Origin of the sequence: Rhizobium sp. 9140, assembly GCF_900067135.1 — a bacterium.
Taxonomy (GTDB): Bacteria; Pseudomonadota; Alphaproteobacteria; order Rhizobiales; family Rhizobiaceae; genus Ferranicluibacter.
The window spans coordinates 34549-54605 of sequence record NZ_FJUR01000006.1; the positions used below are offsets into that span (position 1 = coordinate 34549).

20 protein-coding genes and 3 pseudogenes are annotated in these 20057 nt (G+C 60.5%); 9 read left to right on the forward strand and 14 right to left on the reverse strand.

Annotated elements, in window-relative coordinates:
• Window positions 1-89: 89 nt before the first annotated feature.
• Together GA0004734_RS25015 and GA0004734_RS25020 are read right to left on the reverse strand one after the other, a co-directional pair.
• A complete protein-coding gene (locus tag GA0004734_RS25015; RefSeq protein WP_092938740.1) occupies window positions 90-854 on the reverse strand; it encodes a DUF4037 domain-containing protein in 765 nt (254 codons plus the stop codon).
• A gap of 76 nt (window positions 855-930) precedes the next feature.
• Window positions 931-3828: a Tn3 family transposase gene (locus GA0004734_RS25020; RefSeq protein WP_092938742.1), complete on the reverse strand. Its 2898-nt coding sequence runs from the start codon at window positions 3826-3828 to the stop codon at window positions 931-933.
• A gap of 95 nt (window positions 3829-3923) precedes the next feature.
• Between GA0004734_RS25020 and GA0004734_RS25025 the strand changes: the two genes are divergently transcribed.
• A complete protein-coding gene (locus tag GA0004734_RS25025) occupies window positions 3924-4550 on the forward strand; it encodes a recombinase family protein (RefSeq protein WP_052642521.1) in 627 nt (208 codons plus the stop codon).
• A 132-nt stretch (window positions 4551-4682) separates the two neighbouring features.
• Here GA0004734_RS25025 and GA0004734_RS25030 read toward each other — a convergent pair whose 3' ends face one another.
• The 3 genes from GA0004734_RS25030 to GA0004734_RS25040 form a co-directional block, all read right to left on the reverse strand.
• Window positions 4683-5081: a MerC domain-containing protein gene (locus GA0004734_RS25030; RefSeq protein ID WP_092938744.1), complete on the reverse strand. Its 399-nt coding sequence runs from the start codon at window positions 5079-5081 to the stop codon at window positions 4683-4685.
• Between the two features lie 151 nt (window positions 5082-5232).
• Window positions 5233-5526 (reverse strand): cation transporter, encoded by a 294-nt coding sequence (locus tag GA0004734_RS25035; RefSeq protein ID WP_052642517.1) that lies wholly within the window; start codon window positions 5524-5526, stop codon window positions 5233-5235.
• A gap of 19 nt (window positions 5527-5545) precedes the next feature.
• Window positions 5546-5911: a mercuric transporter MerT family protein gene (locus GA0004734_RS25040; protein ID WP_225246253.1), complete on the reverse strand. Its 366-nt coding sequence runs from the start codon at window positions 5909-5911 to the stop codon at window positions 5546-5548.
• A gap of 444 nt (window positions 5912-6355) precedes the next feature.
• On the opposite strand from GA0004734_RS25040, the gene GA0004734_RS25045 reads away from it, so the two are divergent.
• Together GA0004734_RS25045 and hisI are read left to right on the forward strand one after the other, a co-directional pair.
• Window positions 6356-6649: a hypothetical protein gene (locus GA0004734_RS25045; RefSeq protein WP_077472850.1), complete on the forward strand. Its 294-nt coding sequence runs from the start codon at window positions 6356-6358 to the stop codon at window positions 6647-6649.
• Window positions 6650-6704: 55 nt separating this feature from the next.
• Entirely contained in the window at window positions 6705-7121 is a 417-nt protein-coding gene (gene hisI, locus GA0004734_RS25050; RefSeq protein WP_077472851.1) for a phosphoribosyl-AMP cyclohydrolase, read from the forward strand.
• Between the two features lie 55 nt (window positions 7122-7176).
• Here the strand turns inward: hisI and GA0004734_RS25055 are convergent, their stop codons facing one another.
• From GA0004734_RS25055 to GA0004734_RS25080, 7 genes and pseudogenes are all read right to left on the reverse strand, one after another.
• Window positions 7177-7716 (reverse strand): hypothetical protein, encoded by a 540-nt coding sequence (locus GA0004734_RS25055; RefSeq protein ID WP_092938746.1) that lies wholly within the window; start codon window positions 7714-7716, stop codon window positions 7177-7179.
• Between the two features lie 219 nt (window positions 7717-7935).
• The gene (locus GA0004734_RS25060) at window positions 7936-9291 is read right to left on the reverse strand and encodes a dihydrolipoyl dehydrogenase family protein (RefSeq protein ID WP_052642509.1); all 1356 of its coding nucleotides are present in this window, start codon (window positions 9289-9291) and stop codon (window positions 7936-7938) included.
• 130 nt (window positions 9292-9421) lie between these two features.
• Window positions 9422-9682, reverse strand: coding sequence for a hypothetical protein (locus GA0004734_RS25065; RefSeq protein WP_052642507.1), 261 nt, complete (start codon window positions 9680-9682; stop codon window positions 9422-9424).
• A 9-nt stretch (window positions 9683-9691) separates the two neighbouring features.
• A pseudogene (gene merA, locus GA0004734_RS25070) lies at window positions 9692-11083 on the reverse strand (mercury(II) reductase); the annotation flags it as partial.
• Between the two features lie 48 nt (window positions 11084-11131).
• Window positions 11132-11335 (reverse strand): hypothetical protein, encoded by a 204-nt coding sequence (locus GA0004734_RS26235; RefSeq protein WP_052642503.1) that lies wholly within the window; start codon window positions 11333-11335, stop codon window positions 11132-11134.
• 19 nt (window positions 11336-11354) lie between these two features.
• Window positions 11355-11693 (reverse strand): heavy-metal-associated domain-containing protein, encoded by a 339-nt coding sequence (locus GA0004734_RS25075; RefSeq protein WP_225246255.1) that lies wholly within the window; start codon window positions 11691-11693, stop codon window positions 11355-11357.
• A 17-nt stretch (window positions 11694-11710) separates the two neighbouring features.
• Window positions 11711-12187 carry a mercuric transporter MerT family protein gene (locus GA0004734_RS25080; RefSeq protein WP_245292648.1) on the reverse strand — a complete coding sequence of 159 codons (477 nt, stop codon included), beginning with the start codon at window positions 12185-12187 and terminating at the stop codon, window positions 11711-11713.
• Here GA0004734_RS25080 and GA0004734_RS25085 point away from each other — a divergent pair.
• The gene (locus GA0004734_RS25085) at window positions 12186-12599 is read left to right on the forward strand and encodes a MerR family transcriptional regulator (RefSeq protein WP_052642499.1); all 414 of its coding nucleotides are present in this window, start codon (window positions 12186-12188) and stop codon (window positions 12597-12599) included. The two genes, GA0004734_RS25080 and GA0004734_RS25085, sit on opposite strands and share 2 nt — an antisense overlap.
• 411 nt (window positions 12600-13010) lie before the next feature.
• Here the strand turns inward: GA0004734_RS25085 and GA0004734_RS25090 are convergent, their stop codons facing one another.
• Window positions 13011-14171, reverse strand: coding sequence for a site-specific integrase (locus tag GA0004734_RS25090; protein ID WP_245292649.1), 1161 nt, complete (start codon window positions 14169-14171; stop codon window positions 13011-13013).
• A gap of 77 nt (window positions 14172-14248) precedes the next feature.
• Between GA0004734_RS25090 and GA0004734_RS25095 the strand changes: the two genes are divergently transcribed.
• The 5 genes and pseudogenes from GA0004734_RS25095 (at window position 14249) to istB (ending at window position 18252) form a co-directional block, all read left to right on the forward strand.
• Window positions 14249-14527 (forward strand): type II toxin-antitoxin system Phd/YefM family antitoxin, encoded by a 279-nt coding sequence (locus tag GA0004734_RS25095; protein ID WP_077549226.1) that lies wholly within the window; start codon window positions 14249-14251, stop codon window positions 14525-14527.
• Window positions 14514-14945, forward strand: coding sequence for a plasmid maintenance toxin (PemK-like) (locus GA0004734_RS25100; RefSeq protein ID WP_092938750.1), 432 nt, complete (start codon window positions 14514-14516; stop codon window positions 14943-14945). The genes GA0004734_RS25095 and GA0004734_RS25100 overlap by 14 nt, the downstream gene beginning before the upstream one ends.
• Before the next feature lie 217 nt (window positions 14946-15162).
• Window positions 15163-15879 (forward strand): annotated as a pseudogene (locus GA0004734_RS25105) (RHE_PE00001 family protein); the annotation flags it as partial.
• 121 nt (window positions 15880-16000) lie between these two features.
• Window positions 16001-17497: an IS21 family transposase gene (gene istA / locus GA0004734_RS25110; protein ID WP_139056207.1), complete on the forward strand. Its 1497-nt coding sequence runs from the start codon at window positions 16001-16003 to the stop codon at window positions 17495-17497.
• Window positions 17494-18252 (forward strand): IS21-like element helper ATPase IstB, encoded by a 759-nt coding sequence (istB, locus tag GA0004734_RS25115; protein WP_092930036.1) that lies wholly within the window; start codon window positions 17494-17496, stop codon window positions 18250-18252. The genes istA and istB overlap by 4 nt, the downstream gene beginning before the upstream one ends.
• A 130-nt stretch (window positions 18253-18382) precedes the next feature.
• Here the strand turns inward: istB and GA0004734_RS25120 are convergent.
• Window positions 18383-18910 (reverse strand): annotated as a pseudogene (locus GA0004734_RS25120) (IS21 family transposase); the annotation flags it as partial.
• Between the last annotated feature and the right edge of the window lie 1147 nt (window positions 18911-20057).

Consider the following 20057-nt stretch of genomic DNA (forward strand, 5'->3'; position numbering starts at 1 on the left):
CGCCGCTACCGTGGTCTAATTTTGCACCGCCGCTCTCAAGTGCCCAAAACTGAGCGGCATAGGCCATGTCCGCTTTGGGCCGATGGCAGTCATTGATGCTGCCAAAGCGCCGTCAAGGTTGCCTCTGAAAAGCCGGGCACGGCTAGAACGAAATTGCTGGATAGGTACTGATCCACCCCGCCGAACTCAGGCAACTGACGTAGCTCCTGGTCATTGATCGCGGCACGAAGTCCTTCGAAGATCTTCAGGGAGTCCACAAACTGGAATGGCCGATTGTGCAGCGAGCCCTGCACAGGGGCTGTCGCCCCAGGCACCTCCTTCATCATCTGCAGTTCAGCGACGAATTCACACGCAAGCTTGATTGCGGCCTCTCTTTCACGCCAGTCTGGGGCTGTCATGATCTTCAGCAAAATCGGCCCCAGCTCCGGCGCGCATTCCAGCCTGGAGAAGGCAGTGCCAAACCATTTCGGGTAAGGCGCGTATCGGCGCTCGACCAGTAGAGCGAGCCTCATCAGGTTTCCGGCCATACGCGTGGCAATCACACGAGAGCCGAGCTCGTCACCAACGTCGCCCGTCCGACCGATATAGGCACGTTCCTCAGCAATTCGGCCCCATTGAGCTGCCAGTTTGTAGAGCCAAACATCTCTTGGAAAGTACGAGAGCCTATTTCGAAGCGCAGTCACCTCTCCAAAATCGTCCTGAAACACAGCACCTGCCGTTACCGTCAAGAAGTGCTGCTCCGAATAGGACAGCCAATCCCTCGCGGCCAGATCTTCGGCAAACTGACGGCCGAGATAGCGTTCGCACCAGGCGGGCACGGTATAGAGCTCGACGCCGTGGTCTGATCCTTGCATTCCAGAGGCGCGGCCATCGGCTGGCGCTCGTACGTAGCTTGGAGGGGTCGGTTCCGGCTGGGGGCGGAATGACACCCTAAGCGTTTGCCTCCGTGGGCCAAAGATATTCGCCGGTCAGCAGGATATGCGCCCAGCCCAGAGGAGAGATGTGGGCTAAAAGTTCGGGTGGCACATCGAGGCCTTCGTTTCGCCGTTCGGCGACGGCGTGGCCAAGGTGGACGGTATTCCAGTAGATGATGATCGCCGTCAGCAGATTCAGCCCGGCGATCCGGTAATGCTGCCCCTCAGTGGTTCGATCACGGATTTCACCTTGACGGCCGATGCGCAGGGCACTCTTGAGGGCATGGTGGGCTTCGCCCTTGTTGAGGCCAATCTGGGCGCGGCGCTGCATATCGGTATCGAGGATCCACTCGATGATAAAGAGAGTGCGCTCGACGCGGCCGACTTCCCGAAGCGCGGCCGCAAGATCGTTCTGTCGGGGATAGGATGCGAGTTTCCGGAGCAACTGGCTCGGTCTGATCTTTCCGGCGGCCATCGTGGCAGCACAGCGGAAGAGATCAGGCCAGTTTGACACAATCAGTTCTTCGCGGATTTTGCCGCCCACCAGCTTGCGTAAATCTTTGGGTGTCCCCGCGGGATCGAAGACATAAAGCCGTTTCGACGGTAAGTCGCGGATGCGCAAGACGAGCCGGTAGCCGAGCATGGCACTGGTCCCGAACAAATGATCGGCAAACCCCGCCGTATCGGCGTATTGCTCGCCGACCTGCCGGCCGACTTCATTCATCAGCAGGCCATCGAGGATGTACGTAGCTTCACTGACGGTTGCGGGAATAGTCTGTGAGGCGAACGGCGCGAACTGGTCATTGACGTGGGTATAAGCCTTGAGCCCAGGCTCACTGCCGTACTTGGCGTTGATCATGTTCATGGCCTCGCCCTGTCGTGCCGAAGGGAAAAACTGACCATCGCTTGATGCGGTTTTTCCCATGCCCCAGAACCGGGACATCGGCAGCTTGCCCTGCGCGGCCACGACCATCGCCAGCGCCTGGTTCATGCCCTCGCTTTCGACATGCCAGCGGGCAAGGCGCGAGAGCTGCCAGTAATCATGCGTGTTCGAGGCTTCCGCCATTTTTCGAAGGCCTAGGTTCAGCCCTTCGGCGAGCAGAACGTTCAGCAAGCCGACCCGATCGCTGCATGGCGCTCCGGTTCTGAGATGGGAAAAGGCGTCCGAGAATCCGACCGCCGCGTCAACTTCCAGCAAGATGTCAGTGATCCGCACAGGCGGCATTCGACGATAAAGATCGAGGACCAGTTCCTCTGCGCTTTCGGGAACGTCTGCGGTCAACCGGTCGATCCGCAACGTTCCATCTTCAATGCTACCATGGGGGATGGTCCCGTCGCGAGCGGCACGTGCCAGCCGCTTCAGACCATCCGCAAGGCGACCCTTGCGGTCAGCCAGCCAAGCTTGAGGATCGAGAGGAACAGCCATCCTGGCATTCGCCTGCGCCGAGGTCATCGGAACAAGCACCTGCTTGAGATCGCCGTAGCGGCGGGAATGATCCAGCCATATGTCTCCAGACCGGAAAGCATCGCGAAGATGAAACAGCACCGCGACCTCCCATAAACGACCATCGCCTCGGTCTTGCGCTCGGAGATGGCGATGCCATTTCGAATTCGGCCGCAGGAATGATATACCTGTTGATGTCGGCGCACGTGTTTCGCCGATGGCTTTCGCGGCTGCAATCAATGGCTCCGCCACCGACGCAGCCTTGAGCTTCAGGCATCGCAACATCCGCGGCGCATATCGGCGAAAACGATGATACCCTTGTCCGACGTGAGCCAACGGCTCGTCTGCCAATGTACTGGTGAGTTGCGTCCCTACGGCAACCAGCTGTTCAAGCTGATGCCATTCGGCCGACCGTGCCAACACATTGTCCAACGGAACACCATCGTCGCGAGCTTCCAGCAAAGAGGCTCCCAATGCCGTGAAAGCGCGAAGCGTATCGGTGACTGCGGCCTTGGAACCGGCAATCCGCTCGTCATGTAGCCGTTTCGCCTCTCGCCAAGTTTTCCCAACGATGCGGTCGTGGGTTTCGATGATGGCATCGGCGATCGCGGCTTCCCATTCGACGACGCAAACGGCGAGGATCGCCCACCGCCGATCCGAACTGATGTCGCGCAGGCCATCCGTGAAGTAACGCTCGCCCTGCCGACGCAGGCGCGCGATGCGGTGTGGCGGTACGCCTAGGAGGATCTGGGGATCGACTTCCAGACCGCGCAGGAACTCCAGCCGATCAAGCAAGCGGTTCGCTGATGCGGAATTGCTGCCGACTTCGAACTGGCGAAGCCAGATGAAACGGCTGATGTTTCCGTCAACCATTTCGGTCAGAAGCCCGTCCAGTTGCTCGCGCACACTAAAGTCGAGCCTTTCCGCTATCCGTGTCTCAATGCATCGCTCGGCGGCAACAAGGGCATCGGCGCACAGACGCTCGATCGTTGACGCCGCCGGCAGGATGGTCACCATTTTCCTGCATTGCGCGACGAAGCGCCGCGCCAGATCTTCGTTCGACCTGGCATCTTCAGCCTGATCGAAAAGCCAATCCCGCAGATCACGGGCCCCGCGCCCCGTGAATGTCTTGTAGCCGTAGATCTCGCGCAACGCCTCCATATGTTGCTGGCGGGTCTGACGCCGGGCGGCATAGGTGAGAAGCGCATCGGCCGGAACGCCGAGCTGAGCTCCGATGAAGGAAAGGACTTCATGCGGAATCATTTCGCCCGGAGCCAGCGCGCGCCCTGGATAGCGTAGTGCACAAAGCTGCAGGGCGAAACCCAGCCTGTTTTCTGGTCTGCGGCGTTCCTGAATGTTTGCCAGATCGTCGTCGCCCAATGTGTAATGCTTCAGCAGTGATAACTCGTCCGTCGGCAGGTCGAGCAACGCCGAGCGCTGTCGCTCGGCGAGAATATGTCGTCTTGGCATGCGCGCGTTGTCCCTGTTGAAGTACAGTCTGTTTTGGACAACAATCGCCCCATGCAAATCAAGGCTTTGCGAGCCACAAAACCACGAGGGTTCAATTGGGACAGCGCGTGGCCATCTATTGCCGGGTTTCGACGGCTGATCAGTCCTGCGAACGACAGGAGCGAGATCTGACCGCCTTCGCCGGACGTGCCGGATATAAAATTGCCGGCATATATAAAGAGACGGGCTCGGGCGTGAAGCTGGACCGGGCCGAGCGCAAGAAGATCATGGCGCTCGCTCAGGCCAGACATATCGACGCCATCCTGGTCACAGAACTCTCCCGCTGGGGACGCTCGACGATCGATCTCCTCAACACGTTGCGCGAGCTGGAAAGCTGGAAGGTCTCAGTCATCGCCATGAACGGCATGACCTTCGATCTGTCATCTCCTCATGGCCGTATGCTGGCGACTTTCCTCTCCGGTATCGCTGAATTCGAACGCGATCTTATCAGCGAACGGGTCAAATCGGGCTTGGCCGTTGCCAAAGCGCGCGGCAAGAAACTCGGTCGACAGCGGGGGCAGCGCCCGAAGTCGGACCGTCTGGCTCCGCGAGTTCTGGCGCTCGTTGCTGAAGGCCGCAGCTATCGGCTCATTGGTCGCGAACTTGGGCTCAGCAAGAACACCGTCTCCGATATCGTGCAACGTAACCGCAACGCTATCGTCGCTCGCGAGCCAAATCGTTGAGCCCGATAAAGGTCCCGATGACATCGAGCGAGAACCGGAACGCCGGTTGATCGCCGGGCAACGCCGGCTCCATGACCAGAGATACGCCTACATCGTCTCCCGTTCGCCAAAAGCGAACTGATTGTTTCGGTGTTACCGGCTCCTTAGCTGGCGTACTCTGAGCCAGACATTGAGAAAACTGGCGGCGATCAAACCAGAGATGCCGACGTAGGCCAGGACAAGGCTTGGCATGAGACCGAGAAACACGACCGCTATCGCCAGCGTACTGAGCCCCCCGATGATGAGAGTCCACGGTTGATGATGGCTGCGTGTTCCAAGATATAGCCCGAGTAGGGTGACGGCCAGAAACGCTGCTAACAATGGGAACAGGATCGCATCTCTTTTGATGAAGCCAAGCCCGACGGCCGATACAATCGAAAGGAGTACCGGGGAACCGAGGCAGCAGAGCGCCGCGAAGACCGATCCGGCGGCCCCGAATTTGTCCAGGTGCCGTTTCCAAAAGGTACTTTGCTCGATGGTGTTCGCGGCCATAGCTGCAGTCTCCTACACACCTGCAACTTCGCACCCGCCGGGTGGATATTTTCGACGGCGCCGTTCACCCTTTGAGGCAGCAGCGTGCCGATGTGGAGCAGCGAAGAGAGGTGATACCGCTCTCCGCCCGCCGCCGCCAATCAGCCGGCGGCTATTGCGCCACATGCGACGGATAGCCGGCGTTGGTCGTCGCAGCAATGAGGGTCGGTACGCCGGTGACTGCGTCATCGAAAGAGACCGTGGCGACAGCACCCGACATTGCGTCGGCTTCCTTTACCTGGACCGCTGTGACACCCGAGACACGAGAGAGGGCCGTTTTGACGATGGGGGCGCAGAGCGCGCAGGTGGCGTTGTCAACGTTCAGTATAACAGTCTTCTCGCCGGCCACGGCGGCGAGCGGGGAAAGCAGAGCGAGGAGAACGGCAACTGCGACAGGGCGGATCATGGGATCATTCTCCTTTGGCTTAGAGGAACAGGGGCGCAAGTCTCGGGAACCCTAGTCCGACGATGACGAGGACGGTGGCAACCCAGAGGCCGGCTTTGGCGATCCGTCCCGACTTGGGCTGGGCGCAATAGGAGCCCTCAGCGCAGGCGACCTTTGGCTCGCGATAGACGAGATAGAACCCGTAGCCGAGGATACCGAACGTCATGGCGGCAAAAATCGGTTGATACGGTTCGAGGGCGGTGAGGTTGCTGATCCAGGCTCCGCCGATGCCCACGGTGAACAGGGCAAACGGGATGACGCAGCAACTCGAGACGGCGATCGCCCCGAGAATGCCGCCGGCGGCGAGCAGTTGCTGGCGTCCGCCCCGCTGGTGTTCCGATGTCACGTGGATGGCGGCGGTCGCCGACGTTCGGGATCCTTTGAGACCTGATGATGCCTCCATAATTGCTCACTTTCTGCATCGTTGAACAGCGATTTGCGAAGTAGCCTACGCCTTGTAGTCACTACAGACTCAAGGGGGATTTCAACGATTTGCGATCACGCTTCTGTGAGGGCGTTGGAAAGTGGAACCCGTTGAGCAGTCGCTGTCGTCTGAAGACCGTAGCTGGGGTTTTCAAGCATCATGAACCGTGGCGCTACCAATCTCTGTTTCCGCAGTGCCTACGTGGCCAAGCGATCAAGATTTTGTCTTGACCCTGTACCGAGTACAGGGTGTAACGAATCTCTTTGGCAGCGATCGCGTCATCGGGATACCCGACGCGGTCGTGCTTGTGATTAATGGACCGCGCCGCAGCGATGCTATGGATCTGCGATCAGAACGGAGAGCGCCTTGGACGACAAACCGACCGCCGGCATCGTGACCGCGATCATCATCGCGCCTTTAGTCGCGCTTTGCTGCCTTGGACCGGTAGTCATCGGCTCGGCGGTGGGCGGCGTTTTGGGCTGGTTCAGCGGGCAAGGTCTCGTGATAGGGGGTGTGCTGACACTCCTGGCTGGAGCCGCCGGCTATGCCCTCATGCGCTGGCGCCGGGCTTCATCTCGTCGGGAAGATGCCTCCCCGACATGCACATGTGACGAGCCCAAAGCACGGCCCGGCAGCCGCCAACCACCAACCATCCTTTGAGCCGGCACACTCCAATCGCGAAATACCCCGTACACTCGGAGATACGCCCTTGCCCATGACCACGCCGGCCGCGGACCTCGCGGAAACGATCGAAGAAAACTCCATTCTGACGCCGCAATTCAACGCGGATGGGCTCATTCCTGCAGTCGCCACGGATGCGGCGAACGGTGTGGTGCTAATGCTGGCGTGGATGAATGCGGAGGCGCTGGAAAAGACGATCGAGACCGGTCAGGCCTGGTACTGGAGCCGGTCCCGCAAGTGTCTTTGGCATAAGGGCGCGACGAGTGGGCAAGTCCAGCAGGTCGAGGAACTGCGCATCGATTGTGATCAGGACGCGGTGTGGCTCAAGGTGCGCGCTGGCGGAGACGGCGGATGTTGCCATACCGGCCGGGCGAGTTGCTTCTATCGCCGGATCGTTACGGCGCCGGGTCGCCCGACGCTCCGCCGGGTGCCGGATGCCCCGCCGAGATAGGTCCTCAGGGTAATATCGATGTTTTCGAGCGCGACCAGGCGCTCCAGTATCACGGTCAGAAGACCGACCAGCCGCCGAAAACCCTCCAAAGCCACCTCCGGAAAGCCGTTCCGCCGGCGTGTCGCGATGGAGAGAGTATTGATCGTGCCATCACCGAAGCGCAGCGGAACGATAAGATAGTCGGTAAAGCCGTCAGCCCTAAGTTCGCCGTAGAGGTCGCACCGAAACGCTCGGACGTCCTGCAGGCGAGGAACGCGGAGCTCGTGCGCGTCGTGTGCACATGATGATCCGGGGAAGCGAGATAGCCCGGTCGGTTCTTCAGACCATGCGGCCAATCGATGACACGAACTCTGTCGTCGTCGGCAAGCCAGAGATAGGTCCGGGCACGGAAGGCCGGATGCAGCGGCTGCGCGCTCACAAAGATGCGATCGACGCGAAGCGTTGCCGCGGACAGCAACCGTCCGATATCGCGGATCACCGCACGCGCGTCGGTCGACGCAGCGGCGCTGTCGGAGAGACCGAGTGCGAGGCGGCCGAGATGCATGCCCGGATCGCCGTAGGGTGCCTCGGAATCACAGACCCGGCGCTTGGTCATGGGCGTAATCCTGCTGAACGGGCAGGACTAAGACGCTCGACCGTCGGGAATCGCTGACTGGGGGACATTCCTTTGCTCATGCTGTCCTCGATGGTAAGGCCGTTGGCCGTTCGAAACGATCGTGTGTCTGCCGGTGGGGCGCCTCCCAAACTCTGCTCCCCGTCGCGTCGAGCGTTTTCAGAGACGCCCGCAATCGAAATGCCAGCCTTGCCGCATCAGCTACACCATCGAACTGATGTCCGACGCATAGCTGGGATAGGCGAAGATGATGCCCTTGATCCTGTTCGCGGTCAGCCCTGCGCCCATAGCCATGGCAAAGAGATTGATTTGTTCCTCCGCTCCGGGGCCGATCAGATGTGCACCAAGAATATGGCCGGTCCCGTTCTCGACCAGAACCTTGTAGGCACTGTAGCGCGCCCCGACCCGCAGCGACGAGTACCAGCCGGCGGTCTTTTCGAAATGCGTGTCAAAGGCCAGCCCCTTGTCGCGTGCTGCGGCTTCGGACAGGCCGACCGAGGAAAGCTGCGGCAGCGTGAAGACAACGCTTGGGATCGGCGGATAACTGACCGCGCGCTCATCCTTTCCTGCGAGCAGGTTCTTGCCTGCAATCCGGCCTTCGTTGGCCGAAACCGGGGTCAGATTAGGCCCACTGTCGGCACAGTCGCCGGCTGCAAAAATGGCGGAATTTGTGGTCCGCATGTAGGGGCTGACCTTGATGCCTTTGCGGCCGTATTCCACGCCCGCGGCCTCCAGGTTGAGATGCTCGATGTTGGGCACGCGCCCGGTGGCATGAACCACCAGATCACAATTGATCGTCTGCTTTCCTTCCGGCGTCTTATAGGTAACGGTGAAATCCGACCCGTCTTTCTCGATCTTCAGAACCTTGGCCTCGGTCCGCAGGTCAATCCCCAGATCGGCGGTCGCCTCGGAAAGGATACCGACCAGGTCGGGGTCGAAATTGCCCAGCGGTCGCTCCATCATCTCCAGAACCGTGACTTCCCGCGCCCCTGCGCGTTTGGAGATATGGGCAAATTCCATCGCAATGAATCCGCCGCCGACGAACACGACCCGGTCCGGCCGTTCGGGCAGCTCGAGAAAGTCGGTGCTAGTCGCCAGCAACTCCTCGCCGGGGATATTCAGCGTCATTGGCCGAGCGCCGGTGGCGATATGAAAGTTCCGGGACGACAAGATCTCGCCATTCACCTCGATCTTGTCTCGCCCGGTGAAGCGTGCCTCGCCATGCAACACGGTGATACCGGCTTTCTCCAGCCCGCCCTCGATGCGACCAGGCATCGCGTCGGTGAACGTGCGCTTGAAGGCGATCATGTCCGCCCAGTCGACGGATGTCTGTGCTTCCAGCCCCTTGCCGCTCAAGTTGCGGGCCCAGTCAATGCCCTCAGTCACGGCGATCAGCATCTTTTTGGGATCGCAGCCTCGCAATGCACAGGTGCCGCCGAAAGGAAGGGCGTCGATGCTGGCGACCTTCCAGCCAGCGTCAGCGGCCATCCGGGCGACACCATTTCCACCCGTCCCACCTCCGATCACGATCAGATCGAAGCTTTTGTTATCGCTCATGCAATTCTCCTCTCCTAAAAGACTACTTTTCCCCCTGACAAAAAACCTAACCCCCACAGCAAGGTTTGCAACGCCCTGCCTGCAATAATACCCTTCTCAACATGACATCCGGCGACGCTTTTGAGCAGAACTACTTGCGCCGACCGTATATCGGTTGACCGACGGGGCCTTTGCCGTCGGTCTTGCCATTTGCCCGCGCGCGGTGCCGCCACAAGTAGATTCCGACAATGGCCAAGACGGCCGCTGCCAGCCAGAAGTAGCCGCCGCCGACCAGCCAACTGGCAAGGCCGGCAAAGCTGATCGCGCCTGTTGCTGCCAGTACAATCGCGCCGCAGCAGACGATCTTAGCCGCGAGCAATCCCGCAAGGCCGTATCCGTTCGAAGGTTCCATCGAAGCCTCCTATCCGGCGCAGCATGACAGCTTCGCCACGTCCTTGCCGAAGCCCTGCGCCGCCAGTTTCAACCCTTCGACCGTGGTGAGATAAGGGAAGATTGTCTCGCCGAGCGCCTTCGCCGTCATGCCGTGCTTGATGGCCAACACCACCGTCTGGATGCTGTCGGCGCCCTCGGGCGCGAGGATCTGTCCACCAAGCAATCGGTCGCTTTTGGCGTCGGCAACCAGTTTGATGAGCCCGCGCGTGTCGCGCGCGGCCAGCGCCCTCGGCACCTGGTCAAGAGATACGATCGAAGTCTTGGTCTCGAAGCCGGCGTCGCGAGCCGCCTGTTCGGTCAGGCCGACGCCCGCGACCTGCGGATCGGTGAACGTCACCCACGGCATGGCCGCATTGTCATAGACAAGGCTGTCACCGTTCAGTGCGTTTTGGGCAGCGAGCTTGGCGCCATAGGCTGCCATATAGACGAACTGGTCGCGACCGGTGACATCACCTGCCGCATAGACGCCAGGCTTTGAGGTGCGCATCCGCTCATCAACCAAGACGCCGCCATTACCGCATAGCTTAACTCCCGCCTCGGCAAGGCCAAGACCGCCGGTGTTCGGGGACCGCCCAGTGGTCAAAAGCACCTGCTCGGCCGCGATCACTTCGTCCGCTCCGTCGATGGCGACCGTCAGTTCGACACCGCGGTCCGTGCGCGCGATCCGGCGATAGGAGAGGCCGGTTAGGACGGTAATGCCCTCGTCGCGAAGATAACCGGTCAATGCTGCGGAGATTTCCGGCTCGGCTTCCGGCAACAGGCGGCGGCGGGTTACAAGTGTCACTTCCGCCCCGGCACGGGCGAACATCTGCGCCAGTTCACAGCCGATATAGCCACCGCCGATCACCAGCAGCGAACGCGGCAGCTCGGAAAGCTCGAGCGCGGTCGTGCTGGTGAGGTAAGGCACATCCCCAATGCCGGGAATGTCCGGCAGGGCCGGCGCTGATCCGGTAGCAATGATGATTTTGCCAGCCATGATCGGATCGCCGTTCACAATCAGAGCGCCCTGACCATTCAGGCGCGCTTTCCCTTCCAGATAGGCGACGCCGTTGTATTGTGGCAGAAGGTCGACATATTTCTTCTGCCTGAGCGTGGTCACCAGGTCGTCCTTGGCGGCGACCAAACGGCCCCAGTCAGCGACGTTGGCTTCCCCGGCAAGACCGGGAAAGCGATGCGCGGCGCGTGCACCATGCAGCGCCTCGGCAGCGCGGATCATCGTCTTCGACGGTACGCAGCCGACATTGACACAGGTGCCGCCGATCGTGCCGTGGCCGATCAGGGCGACATTCGCCCCCTGCTCAGAGGCCGTGATTGCGGCCGAGAACCCGGCCGAACCGGCACCGATCACCGCAAGATCGTAGCGGCCATTGCCTTTTTGGGGCGCACAGCAGTCAGACATGAAAATCTCCTAATGTTTCCTGGTATCGATGTGTGAACGATGTCGCCACAGCAGGTAACCGGCTGCGGCAATGATGAGGATGAGAATTGGCACCAGACCGTAGACCGCTGTTGTCAGCGCTCCCACGCCGATCAAACCTGCCGCCACCAGCAGGATCGGCACCAGACAGCACAGCGCCGCGATCAAGACGCCAACCACTCCGACGCCAAGCATGGACCGGTCAGGCACGGACTCAACTCCCGATCGCCTTGGCAGGATAGCCAACATTGGTGGAAGCAGCGGCAATGGCCGCGACCGTCGCGGTCGACGGGTCATAGGCAACCGTCGCCGTCTTGGCCTCGAAATCCACCTTGACCGACTTCACGCCCGCAACGCCTTCCATGGCCTTGCGCACGGTGACCGGACAAAGGGCACAATACATGTTCTCGATTGCGAAGGTCTGCGTCAGCTCCTTGACGGTAACCGTTTCCGACGCGGATTGTGCGGACGCGGGAAGGGCAAGTGGCAGCATAATAGTACCGCTCAAGCCAAGCGCAGCCGCGGCGACCAGATGTTTCGACAGGTATTTCACGTGGTTATCTCCTCGTTTCAATAGAACAGCGGCGCCCACCAGCCGATGGTGCTGGCGAGCACGATGAGGATCGTTGCGATCCAAAGCGCGGTCTTGGTGATGATGGCGGAGCGCGGACGGGCGCAGTAGGAACCCGGCTCGCACGCGGCTTTGGGCTTGAAATAGACCTGCCAGAAGCCAAACCCGAGCGGCACGAGTGTCGCCGCCGCGATATAGGGCTTATAGGGTTCGAGCATCGTCAGGTTGCCGATCCATGCGCCCGATACACCGAGTGTCACCAGGAGCAGCGGGACGATGCAACAGGCCGATGCCAGAAAAGCGCCGATAACGCTTATCGCCGCGAGCCCGCCCTCGCGCCGATCCGGTTCGGCGGCCGCCTTCGAAGAATTCAATGTCTTGCTACCAATTTCGTTCATCGCAAACCATCCTCGATTTCTGACTGAAAACAGGATAGGCTCTGTAGCCAGTACAGACTCAAGAGGTATTTTCACCATGAATTCTCTTCTTTCCGCCAAGGGACTGCAGCGCCACCAATTGGCCCGTGCGACCGGCTGCCATCTGGAGACCATCCGCTATTACGAGAAGATCGGCCTGCTACCCGACCCGCCGCGCAGCGCCAGCGGTTATCGCATCTATGACGAAACCGACGTCCGCCGCCTGCGCTTCATCCTCAGGGCGCGCGAACTCGGCTTTGGCATCGACGAGGTCCGCGGCCTGCTTCATCTTGTCGATTGCAGAAGCCAGACCTGCGCGGAGGTGCAGCGCCGGACCGAACCGCATCTAGCCGAGGTTCGCGCCAAGATTGCCGACCTCCAGCGCATTGAAGCGGTGCTCGTGACAATGATCTCGCAATGCTCTGGCGAAGACGTGCCGGAATGCCCGATCCTTAACGCGCTCGCCGCTTGACGGGCGCTTAGGGTGTCATTTCGCCCCATACCGGAACCGACCCCTTGGATAGCGAACGGTCCTGTCCTCGAAGCTGGTTGGCAGGTGGCGGTCGAGGGTGGTCATGATATCGCCTGCGGAGGTTGCGAATTCAGCTTCGGGCACGAAAATTTGTACAGACGGGCCGTAGTCATGGTCGGCCGACGTCTCAGTGTCGAAACCCAGCACTTCCGAACCAAGGCCGATCCTGCATGCCGCGTGCTGCATTGCAGGGTAATGGTCTCGCAATATCGGAGCGACCACTGTCTGATAGTACCGTCGCGAAAGAGCTATTCCAATTCCTTCTGGCATCAAATTTCCCATCAGCGAGCTTCACCTCGCATGCCCAACGGAGATGTCCGGTGCGTGTCCCTTAGGGAGCTCATTACCGACCTAGAGAAGCCTGGCTGCTCTGCCACTCCGTCTCGTTGCGCTGTTGTAGTATTCGGATGCCTGTTGGACGGATCGATGCCGGGATTGTTCCATAGCTTCGGGTAGGGGGATGCCGCGATTGGCCGCTTCGGTTAAGTAGCCGGAGCGCAGGCCATGCGCTGAATACTCCGCAGGATCGAGACCAGCCATATCTGCACGCTGCTTGACGATGTCGTTGATTGCCTTCGGATCCAGCGAACGCTTGGAAACATTGCCCCAGCGATCAATCGCCCGAAACACACTGCCGCTTTCGATCCTGGCAAGCGCGAGCCAGGCATTCAGCGCTTCGACAGGCCGGCCCGTGAGATAGACGATTTCCTGATTGTCAGCGCCGCTGGTCTTGGTGCGACCGAGATGGATGGACAAGGAGGGCAGGGGAGGCGACCCTTCGACAGGGATGGGTGCTTCCATGACCAACTGCTCCTTGCGCAGTCCGGCAACTTCGCTGCGGCGCCGACCACCGGACGCGAAAGCAACCATCAGGATCGCCTTGTCTCGGATATCGCGCAGGCTGTTGGACCGGCATGTGCCAATCAACTTGGACAGGACATCGCCTGTCACCGCCTTGGCGCTCTTGCGCCGTTTAGGGCGCGGGGTTGCTCGTACTGCCAGTCTTATCGCCGACTTGAGAGCAGGGGAGGCGAAGGCGCCAACCAGTCCGCGCCATTTGGTCAACGTCGACCAGGTGGCCAGGCGACGGCGAACCGTATCCGGGGCATGCGGCCCCGTCTTCCGCAGAAAACCCTGGAGCCGTAGCTTGTCTTCGATGTCGGTAGGCATACCGTGGCCCGGATCTGTCAGGCGTTTCTCAGGATCCCAAAGGTGATGGGCGACAAACTTCAGCAGGAGAGCCTCGGGCGCGGGCCAGGGGAGTGACCGGCCCGTGGCCGCCAGCGCCCATGCCTGCAGATATGCGAGATCAGAGGTCAGGGCACGCAAGGTGTTGGCGCCCATGCCCTCATTGACCAGATGCCGAAGTGTCTCGACATCCTGATCCGTAAGAAGTTCGGCCAGTTCGTCGCGGCGTTCCAATGGAAGAACGGCGGCGATAGTGTCCAGTTCTTCCAAACGCCGCGACACCAACTCGTTAGCCGACAGTGATATCGCCGGCTTTCGCATCATGGTTTGATCCCCGGGGAATCAGCAGGTTTGCAAAAGTTCCGGAAAGCCCGTATATTCCGGAACAAAGGAGATCTACCATGACGTCGATTGTGACGGCAGCTGCCGTTTCGAAGAATTTTGGCGCCTACCAGGATGCGGCCGTGCGAGAGCCGGTCATCATTACCAAGAACGGCCGGCCGCGCACGGTGCTCATGGCCTATGAAGATTACGTCCGCCTGGCCAAGCGCGATCGGCGGGTCGATCTGACAGCTGCGATCAGTGACGACGAGCTCGACGCGATCGAGGCTTCGACGATGGAGCCTGGCTTGGATCATCTCAATACCGAACTGCTGATGGACAAGAATGCTGCCGATTGAACCCAAGGTCGGCTGGGTCTTTCGCTATTCCTATCTCTGGCACTGGCAGCATCTGGACGGACGGGAAGAGGGTGACAAGGACCGCCCCGCTGTCGTGCTGGCCATTGTTGCAATGCTTGAGGACGGGACACCTGCAGTACGTGTCCTGCCGATAACGCATTCGCCGCCGTCTGATCCCCACGATGCAATCGAAATCCCGCCTGCCACCAAGCGCCGCCTGGGTCTCGATGACGAGCGATCCTGGATCGTGTTGACCGAAAGCAACCGCTTTGTCTGGCCGGGGCCCGACGTTCGGCCTGTTGATAGCGAGAGCGGGTATCAAGGGTCGCTACCCCCGGCACTCTTTGAAGAGGTGAAGCGCCGGTTCGTTGAGCTCGCGAGAAGCCAGCGGCACAAGGCGACCATTCGCAGCGGCTGAGCTGCTCTTCATCCTATTGCTTGTCGTCAAAATCTACGCCTCCCGCTGTAATCTTCGCCGTGATTTGGCACGACTCTAAGCCTTTAGAGCCGTCAGATCAATCACCTCCGATAAGCATTACTTATCGGTGGTGAGCCACCACGGGCACGCTCATAAGAAGTACAGAACCGTAAGCTACATATAGCTTTCGCGTAACGAATCGTTTACCATAAATTCAATGTCTTACGATCTCGCAAAATTGCCCATCCAGAGCCTGCTCCGGCCGATCTCCGAGGCCGCCGTCGCGCTTGGCCGTCTCGACGAACGCATTGCCCGCTCCCCCGTCGGCGAGGGCTTTGTCGAGCGCGCACATTTTCTCGATGCGCATGCCTCACTCTGGGTCGATGGCGAACTCGTCCATCTCGAGGACCTCGTTTTGCATGATGCGCTTCGAGATATCCGCGCCCCCACCCACGAACTCACCATCGCCCGCGACATCCTGAAAACCCGCCGTCGCATCGCCGCCCATCCGCCCGCCTGGGCCCTGTCTGATCAAGGCCTCGCCTCCCTCCGCGGGCGGGCGTGGCCCGCAGCAACATGGGGTGGAGACGGGGAGGGGGTGTCAGATGGGAATCTTGAGGTGAGCGACGCTCGGGTTTGGGTAGGGGAGGTCGAAGATCCTGATGCCGGCGGTCTTAGTGATGCGTTTGCCGCGATCGATGCGGTTCTTGCCCGGTCCGGGGCTGCAATCGAGGAGGCGAAGAAGCCGGGTCGCGCCAAGAACGTTCCGGACAAGGATCCCTTCGTCTACGATGTCGACTGGGATGAGGACGAGCGGCTGGAGGAGTGGCGGGCCGTGCTGGCGCGGGCCCAGGACTTGCCGCCGGTTCTCCATGCCATTGTTGCCCTGGATGCCTGGAATGAGATCGCTGTCCTCCAGCACGCGCCCTGGCTTGAGAGCGGCGGTGCAAAATTAGACCACGGTAGCGGCGGGATTGTCCCGCTTCGGGCGGCGTAAAAGTCGGCCACCTATTTCTCTTCTGCAATGAGCGCAGGAGGGCCTGGGGATCTATACCGTGGAATTATATCTGAAGGTTCGACTGGCTTGCTCGGAAGGCATGAGCCGGCGTCAGGCTGCAAAGCATTTCAACATATCGCGCGACAGCGTTTCCAAGATGCTGTCCTATTCGACGCCACCTGGCTATCAGCGACAATCACCGATCCGGCGGCCCAAGCTGGATGCGTTTGTCTCGACGATCGATCACTGGCTGGACGAAGACAGACAAGTGCCGCGCAAGCAGCGCCATACGGCCAAGCGGGTGTTTGACCGGCTTCGAGACGAATGCGGGTTCACTGGCGGCTATACGATCATCAAGGATTACATGCGCGAGCGGGATCAGCGCCGCCAGGAAGTGTTCGTGCCGCTGTCGCATCCGCCCGGCCATGCGCAGGCCGATTTCGGTGAGGCGATGGTGGTCATCGGCGGTGTCGAGCAGAAGGCGCATTTCTTCGTGCTCGACCTTCCGCACAGCGACGGCTGCTACGTGCGGGCCTATCCGGCGGCAGTGGCCGAGGCCTGGGTCGATGGCCATGTCCATGCGTTCGCTTTCTTCGGCGCCGTGCCGCAATCGATCGTCTACGACAACGACCGTTGCCTGGTGGCGAAGATTTTGCCTGACGGCACCCGCAAGCGCGCGACGTTGTTCAGCGGCTTCCTGTCCCACTACCTTATCCGGGATCGCTATGGCCGTCCCGGCAAGGGCAACGACAAGGGGAACGTCGAGGGTCTCGTCGGCTATGCCCGGCGCAACTTCATGGTACCGATCCCGCAGTTTGCGACATGGGAGGCGTTCAACACCTTTCTGGAGGAGCAGTGCCGGAAGCGCCAGCGCGACAGGCTGCGCGGCGAGAGCGAGACGATCGGCGAGCGCTTGCGGCGCGATCTGGCTGCCATGCGCGCCTTGCCAGCCTCGCCATTTGATGCCTGCGACCAGGCAAGTGCCAAGGTGACGGCGCAGTCGCTGGTGCGCTACAAGACCAACGACTATTCCGTCCCGGTCGCCTATGGCCATCAGGATGTGTGGGTGCGCGGCTATGTCAACGAAGTGGTCATTGGTGGCCGTGGCGAGATCATCGCCCGCCATCCTCGGTGCTGGGAACGGGAAGACGTCGTCTTCGATCCTGTCCATTACCTGCCGCTGATCGAGCAGAAGATCAATTCGCTGGATCAGGCAGCGCCCCTCCAGGGCTGGGACTTGCCGCAAGAGTTCGCTACGCTGCGCCGGTTGATGGAAGGCCGCATGGCCAAACACGGCCGGCGTGAGTACGTGCAGGTCCTCCGCCTGCTGGAGAGCTTCGAACTCGCCGATCTGCATGCGGCGGTGAAGCAGGCGATCCAGCTTGGCGCCATTGGCTTTGACGCCGTCAAGCATCTGATCCTGTGCCGGGTGGAACGCCGGCCGCCCAGACTGGACCTGTCCATCTACCCGTATTTGCCGAGGGCGACGGTCGAGACGACATCGGCGAAGGCGTATATGCGTCTCCTGTCGTCGGATGCGGGAGAAGTCGCATGAACACCCAAGCACCCGAGATCCTTCTCACCCATTATCTCAAAACCCTGAAGCTGCCGAGTTTCCAGCGCGAGTACCAGAAGCTGGCCCGGCTGTGCGCCACCGAAGGCGTCGATCATGTCGGATACCTCACCCGGCTTGCCGAGCGGGAGATGATCGAACGGGACCGTCGCAAGGTCGAGCGTCGCATCAAGGCGGCCAGGTTCCCGGTCGTCAAAAGCCTCGACAGTTTCGACTTCGCCGCCATCCCAAAGCTGAACAGGATGCAGGTGCTGGAACTGGCGCGCTGCGAATGGATCGAGCGCAGGGAGAACGTTATCGCTCTCGGCCCCAGCGGCACGGGCAAGACCCATGTGGCGCTCGGCCTCGGCCTGGCCGCCTGCCAGAAGGGCCTGTCCGTTGGGTTCACGACAGCGGCCGCACTGGTCAGCGAGATGATGGAGGCGCGCGACGAGCGGCGTCTCATCCGGTTCCAGAAGCAGATGGCCGCCTACCAGCTGTTGATCATCGATGAACTGGGCTTCGTGCCGCTGTCAAAGACCGGCGCGGAATTGCTGTTCGAGCTGATCTCGCAACGATACGAGCGAGGCGCGACCCTGATCACCAGCAACCTTCCTTTTGACGAATGGACGGAAACCTTGGGGTCCGAGCGCCTGACCGGCGCTTTGCTCGACCGCATCACCCATCACGTCAGCATCCTCGAGATGAACGGCGACAGCTATCGTCTCGCCCAAAGCCGCGCCCGAAAGGCCGGCTGACGCCCTTCGAAAATCGCAACGCGCGCATGAGACCCCCGCTCGGGCCTAAGCCCTCCCGGCGGTCTCATGCGCGCGCCACAAGTGGCCGACTTTTGCGCCGCCGCGTGGCAGGATTTTACTCCGCCGTTGACACCATCTCCTGCGTCTCGCGCGGATAGGCTCTCACATACATCATCCGGCTGTGGCAGAGCCGGACATGCGCCACCTTCACCGTCGTCGTCACGCCGTTCAGCACGACGATCTCGTGGCTCCAGTCGAACTGGTAGGCCTCGCCCGGCGCATAATAGAGCGGGACATAGGCTTCCGCCGTCACGGAGCCGCGCTCCTTCGCCCAGGTTCGGGCGTAGCGGCGAACTGTGTCGTAACCGCCCTCGTAGCCGAGGTCGCGCAAGTCCTCGAATATCCGGATCAGTGTCAGCCGCTCGCGGGAAGCCTTCGCCTCATTGGCGAGCAGCATTCCATCAAGATGATCGCGCCAGGGGCCGAGCTTTGGCTGAGGTTGACGGGTCCGCTCGTATTTGAACTCCGTCTCATCGCTGCGCAGAACCTGCCGCACCACTTTCCGCGATATGCCAAGCTCCCGGCAGATCGCCTTGATCGACTTGCCCTGCACACGGGAAAGCCGACGTATCTTCAGAATTGTCTCCACAACAAGCATCCAAATAAAAAGCCTCCGATGAAACCGGAGGCTGTTGTAACCCCATCGCAGATGGGGGTCCCATTTGGACGCCGATCACCCCATTTGCGGGGTCCTTATTCCATGCCTAATCACACAGGAGTAATTGGCATCGAAAGGTCGCTCTGTCCTGTTCGAGACACCGACAACTACCCAGCGACGTTTGCCGTCTTGGTCGAGATAAAGAGTAAGGATGGCGGCGTCAGCCAGGTAAGGGTCACTTGGGGTGAGAACTTCCGATATGGCTGGCGTCGCCAAGACCGTCAGCGGGAAAAGCAGATAACGCATTTGGTCGTCCTCTGTGGTCGCGAGGTTTACGCGTCAAGGCAAAGCGTCATTTCCGAGGCTTGGGCGTGCTGAGTGAGGAGGGCGATGGTCCCGCGACCGGCAGTTCGCGGTTCACAGCCTCAGCCAAGTCAAGATGGCAGGCTTGAGATGCCGCGTGGTCGATCTCAGCGTCGGTCACATACCGCTCAAAAACCTCTCCCGCCAGGCGCACGCGGTATTCTGCATTTCGCTGGTTATCCAGCCGGACAGAGCTAACCCGACCGTCGACCGTTTGCGTCAGTCGGCGAAATGGGCTGCTCCTCAAAGCAACGACATCTCCAAGCTTATAACGTGGCTGCGACATTTGATGTCCTCCAGTTAAAACATGCTGCTGGCGAGCGTTTGATACAGGGGGCGTGCCGACGTTGGATTCTGAGTCTCGCGTTAGGTCGCATCAGAGCTACACGCAACAATGGGTTTGGCAGGCGGCGGCGCGTTCAATGTCCCGGCGCGGGCGAATTAGGATTCGCGGGGATTGCCCTATCTGCACTTATGAGTGCATCGAGGGACTCCTCGTTGAGCCTGTATGCTTCAGTAAGCCCTTGTGAAGTCACCATGAAGGTGAGTGTCCTGTGATAGGCTTCCCACATTACGTCGAGGGGTTCTTCCTCGACTAGAACCTCGAATTCACCAGGCGGGTGAGGTTGAACCATGCCCGGGAGCAGAAATGGGTTCAAGAACCGCACCCGTTTCGAGAAAGTCCGCATCATTAGACCCCTGTAGGTGTTTTCCTGCGCGGCCTCCACCTAGAGCAGATCGCGAAGCACTATGTATAGAATGAACCCAATCGATAGCACTGGTG

What these genes read in the sequence shown, in the direction of transcription:
- istB (WP_092930036.1), top strand. Translation starts at nt 17,494, where the DNA reads ATGAACACCCAAGCACCCGAGATCCTTCTCACCCATTATCTCAAAACC.
- GA0004734_RS25035 (WP_052642517.1), bottom strand. Translation starts at nt 5,526, where the DNA reads ATGATCCGCCCTGTCGCAGTTGCCGTTCTCCTCGCTCTGCTTTCCCCG.
- GA0004734_RS25085 (WP_052642499.1), top strand. Translation starts at nt 12,186, where the DNA reads ATGAATTCTCTTCTTTCCGCCAAGGGACTGCAGCGCCACCAATTGGCC.
- GA0004734_RS25030 (WP_092938744.1), bottom strand. Translation starts at nt 5,081, where the DNA reads ATGGCCGCGAACACCATCGAGCAAAGTACCTTTTGGAAACGGCACCTG.
- GA0004734_RS25055 (WP_092938746.1), bottom strand. Translation starts at nt 7,716, where the DNA reads ATGACCAAGCGCCGGGTCTGTGATTCCGAGGCACCCTACGGCGATCCG.
- GA0004734_RS25080 (WP_245292648.1), bottom strand. Translation starts at nt 12,187, where the DNA reads ATGGTGAAAATACCTCTTGAGTCTGTACTGGCTACAGAGCCTATCCTG.
- GA0004734_RS26235 (WP_052642503.1), bottom strand. Translation starts at nt 11,335, where the DNA reads ATGCTTGGCGTCGGAGTGGTTGGCGTCTTGATCGCGGCGCTGTGCTGT.
- hisI (WP_077472851.1), top strand. Translation starts at nt 6,705, where the DNA reads ATGACCACGCCGGCCGCGGACCTCGCGGAAACGATCGAAGAAAACTCC.
- GA0004734_RS25100 (WP_092938750.1), top strand. Translation starts at nt 14,514, where the DNA reads ATGCTGCCGATTGAACCCAAGGTCGGCTGGGTCTTTCGCTATTCCTAT.
- GA0004734_RS25090 (WP_245292649.1), bottom strand. Translation starts at nt 14,171, where the DNA reads ATGATGCGAAAGCCGGCGATATCACTGTCGGCTAACGAGTTGGTGTCG.
- GA0004734_RS25020 (WP_092938742.1), bottom strand. Translation starts at nt 3,828, where the DNA reads ATGCCAAGACGACATATTCTCGCCGAGCGACAGCGCTCGGCGTTGCTC.
- GA0004734_RS25060 (WP_052642509.1), bottom strand. Translation starts at nt 9,291, where the DNA reads ATGAGCGATAACAAAAGCTTCGATCTGATCGTGATCGGAGGTGGGACG.
- GA0004734_RS25015 (WP_092938740.1), bottom strand. Translation starts at nt 854, where the DNA reads ATGCAAGGATCAGACCACGGCGTCGAGCTCTATACCGTGCCCGCCTGG.
- GA0004734_RS25065 (WP_052642507.1), bottom strand. Translation starts at nt 9,682, where the DNA reads ATGGAACCTTCGAACGGATACGGCCTTGCGGGATTGCTCGCGGCTAAG.
- GA0004734_RS25095 (WP_077549226.1), top strand. Translation starts at nt 14,249, where the DNA reads ATGACGTCGATTGTGACGGCAGCTGCCGTTTCGAAGAATTTTGGCGCC.